Raw genomic sequence first — 17,090 nt, 5'->3', positions numbered from 1 at the left:
GTTTTTGATTATTACTTGGTGAGGAAGGAGTGATTGGCATTCCAAAACTTTCTTTAAGAAGTTTTTGTAAAAAAGATAAGCCTGTATTTATTTAATTTTATCGTACTATAAATAAAAAATACAGTATATTTGCTAAATCCAAAGCGAGTTTCTATACAAGGAACTCGCTTTTTCTGTTTGCCATTGATTTTTCACCAAAAGAAAGATTTGCAAAACAAATGTAAATGACCTAAATTTACCTAATACAATTTTTGAGTAAATAAAAATATTGGAGCAATCACTTCAATAGCATTTTTTCATAAAATCACATAGTTTTGGAAATTAATCCTGACGGGGGAGGCGATTATTACTCGAGTCTTTTAACGAATGTTCCCTTAGCTTCCATTATCAATACTGACCTTGACTGGTGGAGTATCATGTTAGGCATCCTTATCATTTTGATACTTATTTTGGGTTCCGCTTTGGTGTCTGGTTCCGAAGTAGCCTTTTTTTCCATTACCCCCAATCAAAAGAAAGATTTAAAGAATGGTAAAAGTAAAGTAGGATCTCAGATTCTTCAACTGCTTGGACAACCTCGGTATTTATTGGCAACGATATTAATCGCCAATAATTTATTTAATATTGGAATTGTGATTGTCACTTTTTTTGTGACCCGTAGTATTTTCAATTTTACAGATTCCTCCCATATTTTGCTAGACATAGGTCTTTTTAAAATGAACCTCGACCCAGAAGTACTCATCAATGTCATTGGAGTTACTTTTATTTTAGTGCTTTTTGGAGAGGTGATGCCTAAAGTGTATGCACAACGTCACAATCTACGTATGGCGATGATGACAGCTTATCCGCTTTCACTGCTTCGGTGGACACTTGCCCCTATCAGTCGCTCACTCATTGTTTCCACCAGTTTTTTGGAGCGGAAGTTAGATGAAAAAACATCTAAGAATGTGGATATGCAGGAAATCAATGATATGATTGATATTGTAGCAGGCGCACAAGTGACGGAGAAGGATTATCAAATGCTGAAGGGAATTGTGAAGTTTGGAGACATTGAAGTGAGTAAAATTATGCACAACCGAATGGAAGTGTTTGCAATGGAATTTGATACACCCTTCGATGAATTATTAGTGGATGTTAAAGAAAAAAATTATTCACGTGTTCCTATTTATGAAGAACATCTGGACCAAATAAAGGGAATTTTATACGTCAAAGATTTACTTGCTCACACCCACCAAACAGCAGATTTTGAATGGCATCAACTGATGCACAAACCTTTTTTCGTTCCTGAAAACAAGAAGATTTACAAACTCCTCAAAGAGATGCAAAGTAAACAAATCCATCTTGCCATTATCGTGGATGAATATGGCGGTACTTCGGGCTTGGTGACATTGGAAGATATTATTGAAGAGATTTTGGGAGAAATTGAAGATGAAACGGCTACAATGGCCAAGAAAAAAGACCAGCGAATTTATACGGAAAAGATAGACCGTAACAACTATATTTTTGAAGGCAAGATTATGCTGCACGATGCTTGCAAAATCATGCGAATTGAGGCCAGCATTTTTGAAGGGGTAGAAGGTGATTTCGATTCTTTGGGGGGGTTGTTGTTGGAACTAGAAGGGCGTTTTATCCAAGAAGGTGAGAAGGTGAACTACAAAAATTTCTCTTTTACAGTGCTTTCTACACAGGATAATGTGATTGAAAAGGTAAAGGTGACGATTCATAGGGGGATTTCAGCGCAGTAAAGGATTCTGCTTTTGCCGTCCATTTTCTATATTAACGGAAATGTAAAAATGGAAGATAATACATTGTCATTGTGGTATGAGTTGTGTTCAGGAAGTTTGACCTATTTGATGCCTATCTTCATTGCAGTGGGGTTTCTACCATTTATAGGACTAAATAATTTGCAGCGTAGAAAAGTGATTTTTATAACGATTGGAATTGCCTTTTTGCTGTTTATCAATGACTATCCTGTAGATTGCCTCCATTTAGGTTATATCAACTCCTCTATCCTTTATTTTCTCCACAAAAGCACCTTAATTGCAGTAATTTTTGGGACTGTCTATACCATTATTTTGAAACTCAAAGACTCAAGAAAGTATGAATTGTATATACTTTCAGGAATTCAATTAACCGCTGCAACAATTGGAATCTTAGGTAGTTTTGTGTATTTTGAAGAAGATGGTTGGCTCATACAATTCAGTCCTGATTCATTTTTTTACGACCTTTTCTTATTGTTTTGGAACAGTTATACTGTTTTGTTTCCCCTGAATGCATATATACCCTGTGGCTTTTTTACACCAAAAAATTGGCTTTACTTTGCAGTCGTACAAGTCCTATTCAACACTTTTTATTTGCTATTTATTTCCTATTTGTCACATTGGTTTTATCGGCATTGGCATCGTAGTATAAACATAAACAAGCACTAAACCTCCAAAAACGAATCCTCTTTACCCTCCAATTTAGAACTCCCCATCAAGAACACATCCACTGCCTTTGCCGCCTCACGCCCTTCCGAAATTGCCCAAACCACCAACGATTGACCACGGCGCATATCTCCTGCTGCAAACACTTTGGGAATATTCGTTTGATAGCGGTTATCACCACTTTCTGGAGCATTCACATTCCTACGACCATCCAACTCTACGCTTAGTTCTTCCAACATTCCTTCAAATTGTGGATGCACAAAACCAATTGCCAACAATGCCAATTCACATGGTATAACTTGTTCAGAACCTTCTATTTCTTTGAAACTTGGACGGCCACTATCTTTAGGAACTTCCCACTGTATTTTCGCCAACTTCAATGCCTTCAAATTGCCTTGGTCATCTCCAATAAATTCTTTCGTCACAATTGCCCATTGACGTTCAGCCCCTTCCTCATGCGAAGAAGAAGTTCGCAAGGTCATTGGCCAATTGGGCCACATATCCTCTTGTTCTCGATTGACAGGAGGTTTCGATAAAAGTTCGATTTGGGTAATGCTCTTAGCTCCATGGCGGTTTGAAGTTCCCACACAGTCCGAGCCTGTATCTCCCCCACCAATGACCACCACATTTTTATCGGTTGCCCAAATTTCGGGTACTTCAAAGGTTTTATCACCTGCAACCCTTTGATTTTGCTGGGTCAAAAAATCCATTGCAAAATGAACCCCCTTCAATTCACTTCCTGGAATGGGTAAATCTCTTGGTATGGTCGAACCACCACAAAGCACTACCGCATTATATTCTTTCATCAAGTCTTTGGCTGTCACATTTACACCCACATTTGTATTCGTTTTGAATACAATACCTTCTGCCTCCATTACCTTCAATCTGCGGTCTATCACTCGTTTCTCTAATTTGAAGTCAGGAATACCATAGCGCAACAAACCTCCAATTCTATCCGCACGTTCAAAAACCGTCACCCAATGCCCCGCTTTGTTTAGTTGAGCTGCAGCCGCAAGTCCTGCTGGACCAGAACCTACTACCGCTACCTTTTTACCTGTTCGAGTAGTTGGAGGATTGGGTTTTACAAGGTCATTCTCAAAAGCATGTTCAGCAATTGATTTTTCGATATGTTCGATGGTGACAGGAGGGGCATTGATTCCCAAAACGCAGGAAGCTTCGCATGGAGCAGGGCAGATTCGACCCGTAAACTCAGGAAAATTGTTGGTGCTGCTCAAAATCTCAAAAGCATAAGCCCAGTCGTTTTGATACACTGCATCGTTGAATTCGGGAATGATGTTGCCGAGAGGACAGCCATTGTGACAAAAAGGAACACCACAATCCATGCACCTTGCAGCCTGTTCAGTGGTCTTTTCTTCACTAAAAGGCTCATAAATTTCTTTATAGTCTTTGATTCTTTCCTTCGGATTGCGTGAATTAGGTAGTTCTCTATTGAATTCTAAAAAACCTGTTGGCTTGCCCATCTACTTGTCTTTTTTGCGAATTTTTAAATTAAAAGCACAAATTATTGCAAAAATGATAAAATAAAACCGAATAATCAAGAAAAATTTAAAATGAAATAATGAGATGCCTCTATAACTGTATGAAGAGAACACGTTTGCTTCCTTCAATTTTACAATTCTCTCCACTTACAATCATACAGCTATTCATAATTTTTGTAAATTGCTCTGAAATATTTTTAGCCAACAACATTATACTACCGCTATGATTTTTCCAATTGGTGACGACCAAGTAAAGGGTGGATATACACCACTGTTCAGTTATTCATTTATTGCAGTGAATGTGCTTATTTTTTTGTATCAACTTACTTTGCCGATCCCAGAATTAGATGCGTTTGTGTTGGAATACGGCGCACGCCCAATAGAAGTTTTGAACGGGCAAGATGAATTTACGCTTCTGACTTCCATGTTTTTGCATGGTGGATGGATGCACTTGATTGGGAATATGCTTTTTTTATGGGTTTTTGCAGACAACATTGAAGCAAGTATCGGGAATTTTAAGTTTTTGATTTTCTATGTTTTAGGTGGTATTGCAGCTGTTTTTGGCCATATTTACTTCAATGCCAATAGTGGTGCTCCAATGATTGGTGCCAGCGGAGCTATATCTGCAGTATTAGGTGCTTACATTGTGATGTTTCCCTATTCTCGCATCAAGGTATTGGTGTTTTTCATTACTTCCATTCGTATTGCAGCCATTTTCTTCTTAGGATTTTGGATTGTACAACAGATCCTTAGTGGCATGGGGTCTTTGGATCCGTTGTTGGAGGAAGCAGAAACGGTCGCTTGGTGGGCACATGTTGGCGGTTTTGCATTTGGCGTAGTTGCAGGATTTTTTTTTAGAGCAACTACTATTAAAAAAGAACTGGCGATATATGATTAAATTTCATCAAAAATAGTTTTTCCTTAACTTGTGATACCATTACTTCAAAACCTTTCTTTTTCTTCAAAATCTTCTGTCAGATATTACTGATAATCAAAAAAATAAACAAACAAATACTATGGGACAAACAGTAAACACAAACAAACTTTTTGTAGCCAGTTGCCTTGCATTGGTCGTTACGTCAATGACTTTTGCCATTCGTGCGGGAATGTTGGGACAACTTGGAATTGATTTTGGGCTGAATACAGAAGAACTGGGCTGGATTGCAGGAACAGCCTTTTGGGGTTTTCCATTGGCGGTAATTATTGGAGGCGCACTCGTGGATTTGATAGGAATGAGAAAACTAATGTATGCTGCATTTTTTAGCCATGTTATCGGTATTGTAATGACAATTTTGGCAGGAGGATTTTGGTCGCTTTTCTTTTCAACTCTACTCATCGGTATCGCAAATGGTTTGGTTGAAGCTGTTTGTAATCCATTGATTGCCAGTATGTATCCTGATAATAAAACGACCAAACTCAATCATTTTCATATATGGTTTCCTGGTGGTTTGGTCATTGGAGGATTGGTCGCTTACTTTTTGGGGAATGCCGGAGTTGGTTGGCAAGTGCAAATGGCAACGATGTTGATTCCTGCTGCAATGTATGGAGTTCTATTTTTTGGACAGGCATTTCCTGTTACCGAACGAGTGGCGAAAGGTGTGAGTACGGGCGAAATGTATCAAGCATTGTTGAATCCATTATTTATTTTTATGGTGATTTGTATGTTCGGAACGGCGGTTACAGAGTTGGGAACGAATCAATGGATTGGTGTATTATTGGCCAACGTCACAGATAATTCCTTGTTATTGCTCGTCTTTATCAGTGGTATCATGGCTGTTGGTCGAGGAATGGCTGGTCCTGTGGTGCATAGAATGTCGCCTGCTGGAGTGTTGTTGATTTCCTCTATTTTGGCTGCAATAGGGTTGTATCTACTTAGCACTCTTTCAGGAAATATGTTGTTTGTGGCAGCAGGCGTTTTTGCAGTAGGAGTAACTTACTTTTGGCCTACAATGATTGGTTTCGTAGCAGAATACATTCCTAGAACAGGAGCAATTGGGCTTTCATTAATAGGTGGAGCAGGGATGTTTGCCAATTCTATCTTTTTCCCAATCATGGGGCGCATGTATGACAGCAATTTGTCTTCACATTTACCTGCTGGCGCCGATTTATCTACTTACCAAAGTGCAGAACAAGGAACAGAAATGGCAAATCAATTTGCTCAGGCGCAAGTATTGGCGGGCCCCGAAATTTTGTCTGCCATGGTCTGGATACCTGTTTTACTGACAGTTGCTTTTGGAGGGTTGTATTTTTATACTAGAAATAAGGAAAAAGTAGTGATGAGTGCAAATCATTAATGGAAGACCGTTGAAGTGTATCTTCTATTTATATAACAAAGGGCCAAGTATTTTTTGCAGTAGCAGAAAGTACTTGGCTCTTTGATGTTAACGGTTGTTATTATTTCTGTTGAAGTGATTTTTTTTAAAAAAAACTAATTATTTTAGTATCTTATTCTTGAAATAAGAATGCTTTATTTTTTTGGTTAAAATTTTGAAAATCATAAAGTTGTTGGCATTATATTTTTATAGTTTTGAAGAAATTTTTTCTAAAGATGTGTTATTAAAAATTAAAAGTTGGCAAAAGATTTGCTAATTTCTTAGCAAAATACTAAATTTGTTGTCAAGCAAGTTTAGATGTGACTTTCCTTTGCTAACCTTCAAAATTTTAATAAGATGAAACAACTTCTAAAATGGAATCAAAATGTCCAACTCAATGTCAAATCTTTTGGCTTTTTACTTTTGTTTATCGTGTTGAGTAACATCTTCACCTATCGTTTGATGAATGTCTCGAACAAAGCCCCTACTGCTGTAGCTGAAGCGATTGCAGAACCGTCTTTGTATCTATTGGATCAAGCCGAAAAATATGTTTACAACTCAAATGCTTTTGAAGAAAAAGTAAGGCAGGTTTGTGATGATTTAAAAATTGCTCCTGAATGGTTGATGGCTGTCATGCACGCTGAATCTCGGTTTGATGCGTCTGTATCAAATCACAAAGGCAGTGGCGCAACAGGTTTGATTCAATGGATGCCTGCTACTGCAAAGGATTTTAACATTACGGTAGAAAAACTACGGAATATGAATCACATAGAGCAGTTGGATTTTGTGTACAAATACTTGGATGCCAAACGAAAATTGCACCGACAATACGAAAGTTTGACCGATTTGTACCTTGCTATTTTGTATCCTCGTGCTTTGGAAGAGGAATATTGCTTTAGCTTGTATGAGCAACCTTCGGCTGCGTACAAAATGAATTCGGGACTGGATGAGGACAAAGACGGTCGGGTGACTGTTCAAGATATTGACAAGTTCGTAAAACGAATTTATCCTACGGCCTACATGGCTTCATTGGGTGGAGAAGAGAAAGCAAACAAAAGTTTTTGGGGAGGAATCGGTCGCTAATTTCAAAGTCAAAAAACAAGAAAGTTCCATTTTAGAAAAAAGTCAAAGTAATTAGAGTCCTTTCATTGTTCTTTTTTTTGAAAAGCTACATGTGGGTCACTCATTGCTAATCACTGCAATAGTTTGTTTTAATCAAAATCTGAAGGCATCTGCACTTTAAAAATTGCAAGATGCCTTTTTCGTTTTTATTTAACAGTTCATTTACAAGCAGGGTTGGGTAATTTTTAGTATTTTTGATGTTTTAGCTGTTTTTAACCTTGAATGGAAACTAAAAAATCAATATTGGCATTAATAGTAAATGAATGTCAAAGACATCACACATTGAATTTTTTAATTCTTAGTAATTCACAACTTGGCTTGTTGTTTGCCGTTTAAGAATAGCGACACAAATAAGTAACTTGTACATTATGTCAGAGAAAAAAGATACCTCATTTATCGCCTATAAATTTAGAGACCTCAAAATATATGGTTCTTCGGAGTGGCTTGCCAATGAACAGAAGAAATACCGTCGTGTATTTGATCGGTCAGAAGCATCGTATATTTATGCAGAATTTTCATTCTACAATAAATTATTCGATCAGGAAGATTGGAAAATGGAGGTTACGCTGAAAGCCTTTGCGCTTCGAGGAACGAAGAAGCAAGAACTTTGTAAACTTACTTCGGTGAAAGAGGTGAGTAAGGAATCTAATATTGTGTATATCCGTGAAGGATGGGGCAATAAAAAAACTGGCTTGTACTGGAAGAAAGGCACTTATCTTTGGGAAGCCTATATCGAAGGGAAGCTAATTGCAAGTCAAAAGTTTTGGGTAGAAGATGTAGGAGTCGTTACCGAAGATAATAACCCATATTTTTCTATTGAATCTATAAAGCTTTATGAAGGCCCTGATAATAATATTCCTATAAATAGTAGAACATATTATAAAGGATTTGACGGAAAAAATGCTCGTTATGTTTTTGTAGAATTTGCCATGCAAAACTTGGTAGTAGAAAAGGCATGGAACTGTGAGGTCTTCTTCAAATTTTACAACGATGCCCATCAATTGAAGGGAGAAACCGTTGAAGTATTTCATATCAAACCTACGGACAAAACCTATACCATCACGTCAGGATGGGGTTCAAATGACAAAGGCACATGGTTTCACGATAATTATACCCTTGAAATCATTTTCATGGATCATTTGGTAGCTATTTTACCCTTTGAGGTTTCAGATGCTTTTGAAGAAGGTATGTCTGAGGCATTGATCCCCAGCACTGGTGCAAAGTTGATTCCTAAAGAACAAGAACAACCGCAAACTTTTGAAGAAGTAATGTCTGACTTGGAAGCCTTGATTGGGCTTCAAACGGTGAAACAACGCATCAAAGAATATGCGGAGTATCTAAAGTTTGTCAAAATCAGAATAGAGAAAGGTTTTGAGGATGCTCAAAAAATAAACCTTCATGCAGTTTTTACAGGAAACCCAGGTACAGGTAAAACAACGGTAGCAAATATGTTGGGTCGAATTTACAAACACATGGGCTTGCTATCCAAAGGTCATGTCCATGAAGTGGATCGTGCGGACTTGGTAGGTGAGTATATCGGACAAACTGCGCCAAAAGTAAAGGAAGCTATCAAAAATGCAAGAGGCGGAATTTTGTTTATTGATGAAGCATACAGTTTGGCTCGTGCAAAAGACGATCTCAAAGATTTCGGTAGAGAAGTCATAGAAATTCTTGTAAAAGAAATGTCCGATGGAACGGGAGATTTATCCATTATTGTTGCAGGTTATCCTAGTGAGATGAGAACATTTATGGATGCTAATCCAGGCTTGAAATCTCGTTTTACACAATGGTTTGAATTCCCTGATTACATTCCTCAAGAGTTGGCAGACATTGCCGAGTATGCTGCAAACAAACGAAACATTTTATTAACACCTCAATCAAAAGCATTTTTATACAGCAAGATTGTAGAAGCATATCGAACCAGAGACCGATTTTTTGGAAATGCACGCTATGTTAATTCACTCATTAGCGAAGCCAAAATCAATTTGGGATTGAGGGTGATGAAGCAGGAAAGTCCAAAGAGTTTGTCAAAAGAAGATTTGTCAACTTTGATAGTAGAGGATTTTGAAAAAATATTCAAACAAAAAGAAAAGACACTGCCAGATATTCCAATCAATGAAGAACTGCTTGCAGAATCTTTGGAAGAATTGAATGCTTTGGTAGGATTGGCAGAAGTGAAAAAAGAAATTTCGGAGTTGGTACAGTTGGTTCGTTTTTATAGAGAGATAGGGAAGGACGTGCTCAACAAATTTTCGCTACACTCTGTATTCACAGGAAACCCAGGAACAGGTAAAACAACAGTTGCCCGAATCTTGTCTGGTATATTCAAAGCTTTGGGTGTTTTAGAAAGAGGACATCTCGTAGAATGTGATCGGCATAGTTTGGTAGCAGGTTATGTTGGACAAACGGCATTGAAAACTTCTGAAAAAATTGATGCTGCAATCGGTGGTGTTTTGTTCATTGATGAAGCTTACGCACTCACACAACGTGGACAAACAGATTTTGGTAAAGAAGCCATCGAAACTTTAATCAAACGAATGGAAGATCAAAAAGGACAATTTGCTGTAGTAGTGGCAGGATATCCTGACCCTATGAAATCTTTCTTGGAATCAAATCCTGGATTCAAATCCCGTTTTGATAGATTGTTGGTCTTTGAAGATTTCTCTGTGAAATCGCTCCTTGAAATTGCAGTCAGAAAAATCGAGAAAGAAGGTTATACCATCGAAGAAGATGCAAAAACACACCTTCGTAGATATTTGGGCTACTTGCAAGCCACCAAAGATTCATTCTTTGGCAATGGTCGAACAGTAGTGAAAACGATTGACGAAATTATCAAAAATCAAAATCTAAGATTGGCTGCAATGCCAAAAGAAGAACGAACAGATGAAATGCTAAAAAATATCATTTTGATGGATGTCGAAATGTTTGACGAGAGAAAAGCAGTAAGTGGTGGAAGAAAACGTTTGGGATTTACTCGAACAGGCAGCACAACATCGTAAAGGCTTAGTCTAAACAAACTTCAAAAAGAGATGGGAGAGTAGCTGCAATTTTTTGTTTGCTGTTCTCCCATTTTTCATTTATAGAGAAAGTTCTTGTTCTTCCATAATTGTTCTACGGGGAACATTTATAGTTCTCCTTTGAAGCTCCAACAATAATATGTTCTACGGGGAACATATTTTCTAAAGAACAGTACAGATAGAATTGTTATTTTTGTGGATGAGAGGAATACGTCGAAAGATTTATTTCATGGTTTTTCAAAAAAATAAAACGAACAGTCAGAACATCTTGTTTTGACTCTTAATAAAGCATAAAAAAATGTTTGCAGAATACGATGTAATAGTAGTGGGAGGTGGTCATGCAGGTTGTGAAGCAGCAGCCGCAGCAGCAAATTTGGGTTCAAAAACGCTGTTGGTCACAATGAATATGCAGACAATCGGGCAGATGTCTTGTAATCCTGCAATGGGTGGCGTGGCAAAAGGACAGATAGTACGGGAGATTGACGCAATGGGAGGATATTCTGGGATTGTGACAGATAAAACGATGATTCAATTCAGAATGTTGAACAAGTCCAAAGGCCCTGCAATGTGGAGTCCTCGCACACAAAATGACCGAATGTTGTTCGCCGCCGAGTGGCGACTGCAATTGGAGCAAACACCTAATTTGGATTTTTGGCAAGAAATGGTTGTGGGTTTAATTGTAAAAGATGGACGTGTTTGTGGGGTAAAAACAAGTTTAGGTATAGAGATAGCAGGCAAATCGGTTGTTTTGACGAATGGCACATTCCTAAATGGACTCATTCACATAGGAGAGAAGCGGTTTGGCGGTGGAAGAGCGGGCGAAAAAGCTGCGACAGGTATCACTGCACAACTCGTAGAGTTGGGTTTTGAGGCAGGAAGAATGAAAACAGGAACGCCACCAAGAATAGATGGCAGAAGTATTGACTATAGTAAGATGGAAGTGCAAGAAGGAGATAACCCTCCGTCTCGATTTTCGTTTACCGATACACCCTTACCAACAAAACAAAGAAACTGTTGGATTGCCTATACGAACTCTGATGTTCACGATTTATTGAAGACAGGTTTTAGTCGCTCACCCATGTTTGCAGGGCGCATCAAAGGAGTAGGACCTCGCTATTGTCCTTCAATTGAAGACAAAATCAATCGTTTTTCGGAGCGTGACAGGCATCAATTGTTTGTAGAGCCAGAAGGTTGGGACACCGTAGAGATTTACCTCAATGGTTTTTCTACATCATTACCAGAAGATGTGCAAATGAAGGCAATGAAGCTAATTCCTGGTTTTGAAAACGCCAAAATGTTTCGACCAGGATATGCCATCGAATACGATTACTTTCCACCCATACAGTTGCAGCATACTCTGGAAACAAAGTTGGTCGAGAATCTATTTTTTGCAGGACAAATCAACGGAACTACAGGCTATGAGGAAGCCGCTTGTCAAGGTTTGATGGCAGGAATCAACGCACACCGAAAAGCAAAAGGAGAGGAGGAAGTGATTTTGAAGCGTTCAGATGCCTACATTGGCGTATTGATTGATGACCTCATCAACAAAGGGACAGAAGAACCCTATCGAATGTTTACTTCTCGTGCAGAATACCGCATTTTACTTAGACAAGACAATGCCGATTTGCGACTTACAGGCATTGGTCATGAGATAGGTTTGGCGAGTAAAGAAAGATACGATAGGATGGAAGCAAAGAAAAACGGTGCTGCAGAAATCAAGTATTTCTTGGAGAATCTCAGCGTTTCGCCAGAAGAAATAGATAGTATTTTGGAGGCAAAGGGTACGCCTCCCCTACGTCAAAAAATGAAGGTTTTCAACCTTCTGCTCCGCCCACAAATTGATATCGCAACCCTTTCGCAAGTGCCAAAGATTGGTGAATTTATGGCAAATTACTCGGCAGAAGCCATTGAGCAGGTCGAAATTGGCGCAAAATACGACCACTACATCCAAAAAGAACAGGAAACTGCTGAAAAAATGAACCGTTTGGAACACATCAAACTGAACCCTTCTTTTGATTATGAGCAGCTAAAAGGGCTATCCTCGGAAGCAAGGGAAAAATTGGGTAGCATCAAACCTGTCACATTAGGTCAAGCAAGCAGAATCAGTGGTGTTTCACCCTCTGATGTATCGGTGTTGATGGTGCATTTGGGGAGATAGTAGTGATTAGTGGATCAGTAATTGGTGAATAGTATGCATATGATTTTGAAAAAATGGCTACAGATTTTTTACTTATGCCTATTGGGGTATTGCTTATTGATAGCTTGTGCAAAGCAAATATCACCTAATGGTGGAGCAAAAGACGAAATCCCCCCTAAGGTTTTGGCAGTAAGCCCCCCTCACCTATCTACCAACTTCAATGCTAAAACAATTGAAATTGAGTTTGACGAATTTATCAAACTCAACAATCCCACTGAGCAAATCGTCATCTCTCCTTTGATGATCAAACGCCCTGAATTCAAAATCAAAGGCAAAACTTTGACCATCGAACTGCAAGAAGATTTGCAGGAAAACACGACCTATACCATCAATTTTGGCTTGGCGATTCAAGACAACAATGAGGGAAATGAGCTGGAAAACCACGAGTATGCCTTTGCGACAGGCGATGAAATTGACTCTTTAGCCATTCGTGGAGAAGTCATGTATGCCAAAGACAAAGCCGCAGCCGAAAACGTATTGGTGGCTTTGTATGAGGCAGGTTCTGACACTTTGTTTACCACTACCCCTCCCAAATACATCAGCCGAACCGACAAAGAAGGCACGTTTAATCTTCGCAATATTCGAGCGGGGACCTACCAATTGATTGCACTTTCCGATAAAAACAACAACTATTTTTTCGACCAGACTACCGAAGACATCGCTTTTTACCCCTCTCCCATCACCATTACAGATAGTTTGCGAGAACATTTTGACCTAATGATGTTCAACGAAGAAAAAACAGTTTTGCGCTTGAACGAGAAAAAGAAATTGGACTATGGCCGCCTTCAATTGTTGTTCACCAAAGCTCAAGACACTTTAGAAGTCCGCTTATTGGACAGCCTAAATTTGATTACTGCTGATTCTCTGTTGATAGATTATGCTGCAAAAAAGGATACGGTCAATATATGGTACCATTCGAGTGTGGCAGAAGAATTGGTTTTTGAAGTCATCGGCAGTGAAGGTTTTGCTGATACAATTGAATTTAAGAGCTTGAAAAAGGCAGAAGATTTACCCAAATTGACCTATCGAACCAATTTGGGCCGTGGAGAACTGGACTTGAATCAGCGAATTTGGCTGCAATACAATCATCCTATCCTACAAATAGACTCGACTCAGATTGCCTTTTTTGAAGATTCAATTCCTGCAAAACAGTCATTGAAGGTATGGCAAGATACCTCGAATATACACCGAATCTACTTAGATGCGGATTGGAAGCCCACCCAAAATTACCAAATCGACCTCTACCCTACTTTTGCTACCGACTTTTTTGGGCAAACTCGTGATACGATTTCGCTAAATTTTAAGGTCAAATCTGAGGAAGATTATGGAACTTTGATTGTTAAACTTCGAAACTTCAACGAAGATTTGGACTATATTTTTCAGTTGTCAGACAAAAACAACAAACTCGTAAAGGAACAAAAACTCTCCAACAATCAATTGACTTTGCCTTACTTGAAACCTGCCGAATACCAAATTTCGGTGATTGAAGACCGCAACAAAGATGGCGAATGGACAACGGGTGATTATGAATTGAAGCGACAACCCGAAAAAATCTTTGTGATTTCGGAGAAAGTGGAGATTCGTCCGAATTGGGAGAATGAGGTGGTGGTGGATTTGGAGTAAATGACTTAATTTAAAGGATATATCAATGTTTTTTGTCGTTTTTCTTTCTTTTTCTCAGGAAAACGGTATTGAAAATCAAGACCTACTAAAAAAGATTCCCAACGTATATTCCATTGCAGGTTTCTAGGAGCAACAAAAGTATCGTTTAGTCTTACTCTTGATAGATAGGCTTTTGCCGATGCTCCTATATTCATTTTGCCATTGATAGGGTAAGAAATGGCAATTTTGGGAAGGTAACCAAAATCATATTCGTGATACGATACTTCTCCGTAAACGTTGAAAGGCGGTTCAAAAAAGGCATCATCACGAGGGAAATCTTCTCTACCAAAGGTCATTTGTGCGGGATTGAGCAATATACCTCCAAATAAGCCAAATCCAGCTCTTAATTTTAATTTTTGCCCTATTTCAAACATGGGGATGAACTCTAAATTTAGATATCTGAAATTGGGAAAAGGATGGTCAATTTCGGGATCAAAAATTTCACTTTGCGGACTTGTAGGGTATTTTGCAAATATCCACATTCCTGTTACTCCTGCTACTTGTTGGCTTTCATCTCCAAAAGGAAAATGAAAAACTTCCAAAGCTTTGCGCTCTTGATAAGTCAAGTTTGTCTCAATCTTCAAACATCTTAAAACCTGGTAATCTACTCCTATTGTTAAATAGAAACCTCGTTTAGTGGTATTGTACCCTTTGAAATCATCAGAAAAATCAAGGGTATAAACATCTGAGTATTGAAGTCCTGTTGAAATTGTAATGGATGAAAATTGTGCAAATAGCTCGGAAGGTAAAATCAAAAAACAAAAAAATATAAATACAGTAATTTTCATGGTTGCTTAAGAAAATGAGTATGCTGTTTTTTCAGCATACTCTAAAGTTATAAAATGTTATTAATCACATGTAAATCGAGCATAATCACCGTCCATTCCTCTATGAGATAATTTCGTACCTTGTCCATTTTGATTATTAGGATATGCCTCTACGAGACTTATACCATTGGTAATTAAAAAACTTTGAGATACATCTTGGTACGTTACTATGGTAATATTGTCTCCCCCATGCTTTTGATTAGTAGTAGTTCCATTAGCTGTCCATGCCGTATTTCCTGTTGCTGGGTCAAAAGTCGTTGTTTCTATATCAATAGCCCAGTAATGATCAGTTTTATATTTACAGCAGCTACTCTTTCTTGAAGTACTCAATGCAGAAAACTTACAAGTGTAGTCTTTATTTCCGTTAGAACGATTAGTTGTAATTGGAGAAAATATAAAACGAGTATCTATTCTTCTATTCGCATCGGGGTTTACAAATGTATTAGTACCTGAATGCCATAAAGCATTTTTAGTACAACTTGTATTTACTGCAAAATCCTTCTTATGTTCAAAAAATCTACCATCATCTATAATAAACTCTTTTCCAATAGGTTTTTCTCTTGTATCAAATGCCTGAATAAGTTCCTCTTTATTTTTAGGCATTGTCCATATTGTTATATCTTGCCCAATCGTTCCAATAAAAGCATCTACTTGAACCAACGCATCAGTATTAAGAACCATAGACATTGCCCTACTATACATCGAACATTCTAAGAAAGGCTCTCCTTCAAAGGTTTTAATTTCTGTAACTTGTTCTAACCTACCTTTCTTCAACTCTCTTTGCATATCTTCCAAAGGCAATTCTTCAATTCTGGCGAGTTCTGTAAAAAGAGATTTGAAGCCAATCTGTCGTTCCCAAGCTTCAATACTTTCTAAATTGTGTTCAAACAAAACATCCATTGCGTGAATAAAAGAAGTATGGTCCTTGAAAATCATCATTCCATCTCTAACTTGTACTTCTAAGTCAATGGGAACAATTACATCTGCCTGAGAAACACCATCAATGAATTCCTCATTAGAAACATCAATAATATCGTGACTTTGTGTGTTAAGGCTCGTATCTATAATGCTGTCTTGCTTGGTACAAGATACTACGCAGAGAGCTATCAACACAATAAATAAATGTGTGTTTTTGATAAATTTCATTCTGTAAAAAATTTATGTTAATGGAATAAGTGTGTGTTGAAATAAAGCGTCGACAATTATTTTTCACAACTATTTACAAGTATAATAAAAATTTATCAAAAAAAGATTGTGTATCAATTAGTTAAAAAACATACTGCTTTGGTGAAATTTGACAAAATCATTACAAATAACATAAAATTTGGTACACAAGTAAAGTAGAATAAAAATTAACGAAACCAATCCGCATAAAAAACATAATTGTTCGCAATCCGTTCAATCAAATCAGCAGTTTGTTCTTCACTCAAGTTTTTGACCTTTTTGGCGGGAACGCCCGCATAGATACAACCCGATTCTACCACCGTATTTTCCAAGACCACTGCCCCTGCCGCAATGATGCTGTTTGAATGAACAACGGCATTGTCCATCACAATCGCTCCCATTCCAATCAACACATTATCGTGAATCGTGCAGCCGTGCACAATCGCATTGTGACCAATCGAAACATTGTTGCCGATATTCGTTGGAGCTTTTTTGTAAGTACAATGAATCACTGCACCATCCTGCACATTCACCTTGTTGCCCATTTTGATGTAATGCACATCCCCTCGAACAACAGCACTGAACCACACGCTGCAATTGTCGCCCATTATGACTTCTCCAATCACAACGGCATTGTCTGCCAAAAAACAATTTTCACCAAATTGAGGAGTGCAATCATGCACCGTTTTAATAATTGCCATAATAAAAGAATTTTTTTTGAAGTTTATATGAGTTTTTTATTTAAGTATCTGATAATCAGTGTTAAATAAAGGAAAAGGATGTGCTATTTTACCATATTGAACGAACATTCTATCTTTCATGTCAGTAATCAAAAGAACAATTGAAGTGCTTAAAATTGTTACTGCC

The 17,090-nt window shown here is 38.0% G+C and carries 12 protein-coding genes; 8 read left to right on the top strand and 4 right to left on the bottom strand.

All coding sequences use genetic code 11. The annotated features are described in order from the left end of the window. Positions 1 to 314 precede the first annotated feature (314 nt). Together gldE and R3E32_19175 are read left to right on the top strand one after the other, a co-directional pair. Positions 315 to 1,742: a gliding motility-associated protein GldE gene (gene gldE / locus R3E32_19180; GenBank protein ID MEZ4886860.1), complete on the top strand. Its 1,428-nt coding sequence runs from the start codon at positions 315 to 317 to the stop codon at positions 1,740 to 1,742. 48 nt (positions 1,743 to 1,790) lie between these two features. Further along, a complete protein-coding gene (locus R3E32_19175; protein ID MEZ4886859.1) occupies positions 1,791 to 2,426 on the top strand; it encodes a hypothetical protein in 636 nt (211 codons plus the stop codon). Here R3E32_19175 and R3E32_19170 read toward each other — a convergent pair. Continuing rightward, entirely contained in the window at positions 2,423 to 3,904 is a 1,482-nt protein-coding gene (locus R3E32_19170) for a glutamate synthase subunit beta (GenBank protein ID MEZ4886858.1), read from the bottom strand. The two genes, R3E32_19175 and R3E32_19170, sit on opposite strands and share 4 nt — an antisense overlap. A gap of 241 nt (positions 3,905 to 4,145) precedes the next feature. Between R3E32_19170 and R3E32_19165 the strand changes: the two genes are divergently transcribed. The 6 genes from R3E32_19165 (at position 4,146) to R3E32_19140 (ending at position 14,193) form a co-directional block, all read left to right on the top strand. Further along, positions 4,146 to 4,820, top strand: coding sequence for a rhomboid family intramembrane serine protease (locus R3E32_19165; protein MEZ4886857.1), 675 nt, complete (start codon positions 4,146 to 4,148; stop codon positions 4,818 to 4,820). A 118-nt stretch (positions 4,821 to 4,938) separates the two neighbouring features. Further along, positions 4,939 to 6,216 (top strand): MFS transporter, encoded by a 1,278-nt coding sequence (locus tag R3E32_19160; protein MEZ4886856.1) that lies wholly within the window; start codon positions 4,939 to 4,941, stop codon positions 6,214 to 6,216. A 375-nt stretch (positions 6,217 to 6,591) separates the two neighbouring features. After that, a complete protein-coding gene (locus R3E32_19155; GenBank protein ID MEZ4886855.1) occupies positions 6,592 to 7,317 on the top strand; it encodes a lytic transglycosylase domain-containing protein in 726 nt (241 codons plus the stop codon). 407 nt (positions 7,318 to 7,724) lie between these two features. Continuing rightward, a complete protein-coding gene (locus R3E32_19150; GenBank protein ID MEZ4886854.1) occupies positions 7,725 to 10,355 on the top strand; it encodes an AAA family ATPase in 2,631 nt (876 codons plus the stop codon). A 316-nt stretch (positions 10,356 to 10,671) separates the two neighbouring features. Then, a complete protein-coding gene (gene mnmG / locus R3E32_19145) occupies positions 10,672 to 12,531 on the top strand; it encodes a tRNA uridine-5-carboxymethylaminomethyl(34) synthesis enzyme MnmG (GenBank protein MEZ4886853.1) in 1,860 nt (619 codons plus the stop codon). A 45-nt stretch (positions 12,532 to 12,576) separates the two neighbouring features. Beyond that, a complete protein-coding gene (locus R3E32_19140) occupies positions 12,577 to 14,193 on the top strand; it encodes an Ig-like domain-containing protein (protein MEZ4886852.1) in 1,617 nt (538 codons plus the stop codon). A 5-nt stretch (positions 14,194 to 14,198) separates the two neighbouring features. On the opposite strand, the gene R3E32_19135 is transcribed toward R3E32_19140, so the two are convergent. From R3E32_19135 to R3E32_19125, 3 genes are all read right to left on the bottom strand, one after another. Continuing rightward, positions 14,199 to 14,798, bottom strand: a complete 600-nt coding sequence (locus tag R3E32_19135; protein ID MEZ4886851.1) for a hypothetical protein — start codon at positions 14,796 to 14,798, stop codon at positions 14,199 to 14,201. A gap of 282 nt (positions 14,799 to 15,080) precedes the next feature. Continuing rightward, complete coding sequence (locus tag R3E32_19130; protein ID MEZ4886850.1) at positions 15,081 to 16,205, bottom strand: hypothetical protein; 1,125 nt, start codon at positions 16,203 to 16,205, stop codon at positions 15,081 to 15,083. A gap of 206 nt (positions 16,206 to 16,411) precedes the next feature. After that, positions 16,412 to 16,924, bottom strand: coding sequence for a gamma carbonic anhydrase family protein (locus tag R3E32_19125; GenBank protein MEZ4886849.1), 513 nt, complete (start codon positions 16,922 to 16,924; stop codon positions 16,412 to 16,414). Positions 16,925 to 17,090: the final 166 nt, after the last annotated feature.

This window comes from Chitinophagales bacterium (genome assembly GCA_041392475.1).
Classification (GTDB): Bacteria; Bacteroidota; Bacteroidia; order Chitinophagales; family UBA2359; genus JAUHXA01.
The sequence above is the reverse complement of the archived record's forward strand: the minus strand, read 5'-3'. Positions and strand labels throughout refer to the sequence as shown.